Origin of the sequence: Verrucosispora sp. SN26_14.1 (assembly GCF_004307965.1) — a bacterium.
Classification (GTDB): domain Bacteria; phylum Actinomycetota; class Actinomycetes; order Mycobacteriales; family Micromonosporaceae; genus Micromonospora.
The window spans coordinates 1-2121 of the sequence record NZ_SISL01000696.1 but is presented as its reverse complement, the minus strand read 5'-3'; the positions used below and the strand labels follow the sequence as shown (position 1 = coordinate 2121).

The 2121-nt window shown below is 73.9% G+C and carries 2 protein-coding genes; both read left to right on the top strand.

What is annotated here, in order from left to right; all coding sequences use genetic code 11:
* Positions 1-126: 126 nt before the first annotated feature.
* Complete coding sequence (locus EYA84_RS31015; protein WP_131057750.1) at positions 127-1395, top strand: beta-ketoacyl synthase; 1269 nt, start codon at positions 127-129, stop codon at positions 1393-1395.
* On the top strand, positions 1392-2121 hold a 730-nt coding region (locus tag EYA84_RS31010; protein WP_275540826.1), incomplete at its 3' end, for a beta-ketoacyl synthase N-terminal-like domain-containing protein. The genes EYA84_RS31015 and EYA84_RS31010, both read left to right, overlap by 4 nt.

Below are 2121 nucleotides of genomic sequence, written 5' to 3'. Positions count from 1 at the left end.
CCCGGCACACGCCGGCAGCCGCGACGCGGACCTGGTCGCCGTCGCCACGGCCCGCACCGCCGTGGCCGGCCTCCGTTTCCAGGAGGGCTCGACCGTCGCTTGAGCACCGGCTGCGACCGTCGGACCATGAGCCGTCGCGTGGTCGTCACCGGACTCGGGGCCGTCGCCCCGGGTGGTAGCACCGTCAAGCAGTTCTGGGACCTGCTCTCCTCAGGCCGCACCGCAACCCGGGGCATCACCGCCTTCGACCCGTCGCCCTACCGCTCGCGCATCGCCGCCGAGTGCGACTTCGACCCGGTCGAGGCCGGGCTCGGCCCACAGGAGGCCCGGCGGATGGACCGGGCCACGCAGTTCGCCGTGGTCGCCGCCCGGGAGGCGGTCGCGGACAGCGGACTCGACCTGCCGGGCGAGGAGGGCCACCGGGTGGCGGTGTCGCTGGGCTGCGCGGTCGGCTGCACCACCAGCATGGAGCGGGAGTACGTCGTGCTCAGCGACGGCGGGCGCTCCTGGCTGGTCGACCCGACGTACGCGGTGCCGCAGCTCTACGACTGGTTCGTGCCCAGCGCGGTGGCGGCCGAGGTGGCACACGTCGTCGGCGCGCAGGGACCCGTCGCCCTGGTCTCCGACGGCTGCACCTCCGGCCTCGACGCGGTCGGGCACGGCGCCGAACTGATCCGTGAGGGCAGCGCCGACGTGGTGGTCACCGGCGGCACCGACGCGCCGATCTCACCGATCACCCTGGCCTGCTTCGACGCCATCAAGGCCACCAGCCCGCGCAACGACGACCCGGAACACGCGTCGCGTCCCTTCGACTCGACGCGCAACGGCCTGGTGCTCGGCGAGGGCGCCGGAGTGCTGGTCCTGGAGGAGCTGGAGCACGCCCGCCGCCGGGGCGCCCCGGTGTACGCCGAGGTCGCCGGCTTCGGCAGCCGCTGCAACGGCTACCACATGACCGGGCTGCGCGCCGACGGCGTGGAGATGGCCGAGGCGATCCGGGTGGCGCTGGCCGAGGCGCACCTGGCTCCCGAGCAGGTCGACTACGTCAACGCCCACGGGTCCAGCACCAAGCAGAACGACCGGCACGAGACGGCGGCCTTCAAACGCAGCCTCGGCGCGCACGCCCACCGGGTGCCGGTCAGCTCGATCAAGTCCATGATCGGGCACTCGCTCGGCGCGATCGGGGCGTTGGAACTGGTGGCCTGCGCCCTGGCGATGGAGCACCACCTGGTGCCGCCCACGGCCAACCTGCACGTACCCGACCCCGAGTGCGACCTCGACTACGTGCCGAACGTCGCCCGCGAGCACCGCACCGACACGGTGCTCAGCGTCGGCAGCGGATTCGGTGGCTTCCAGAGCGCGGTGGTGCTGGCCCGGCCCGATCGGCGGGCCGCGTGAACGCCCCGGTCGTCACCGGCCTCGGCGTGGCCGCACCCACCGGTCTCGACGTCGAGGCGTACTGGCAGGCCACCGTGCGGGGGCACAGCGGCATCCGGTCGATCACCCGCTTCGACGCCACCGGCTACCCGCTGCGGCTCGCCGGTGAGGTGCCCGACTTCGTCGCCGAGGAGCACCTGCCGGGACGGCTGCTGCCCCAGACCGACCGGATGACCCGACTGAGCCTGTACGCGGCCGAGCAGGCCCTGACCGACGCCGGGGTGCCGGCGGTCGAGGGCGTCCGGTACGACGTCGGTGTGGCCACCGCCTCCTCGATGGGCGGCTTCGAGTTCGGGCAGCGGGAACTGGAGAACCTCTGGAGCAAGGGCGGCAGCCACGTCAGCGCCTACCAGTCCTTCGCCTGGTTCTATGCGGTCAACTCGGGCCAGATCTCGATCCGGCACAACCTGCGCGGCCCGGGTGCCGCCCTGGTGACCGACCACGCGGGCGGGCTCGACGCGGTCGGGCACGCGCGACGGCAGATCCGTCGGGGCACCCCGGTGGTGCTCACCGGCGGCGTCGACGGCGCACTCTGCCCGCTCGGCCTCGCCGGTTGGCTCAGCACCGGCGGGTTCAGCACCCGCACCGACCCGCGACGGGCGTACCTGCCGTTCGACGCGGACGCCGACGGTGCCGTGCCCGGCGAGGGGGGCGCGCACCTCGTGCTGGAGGACGCGGAGTCCGCGC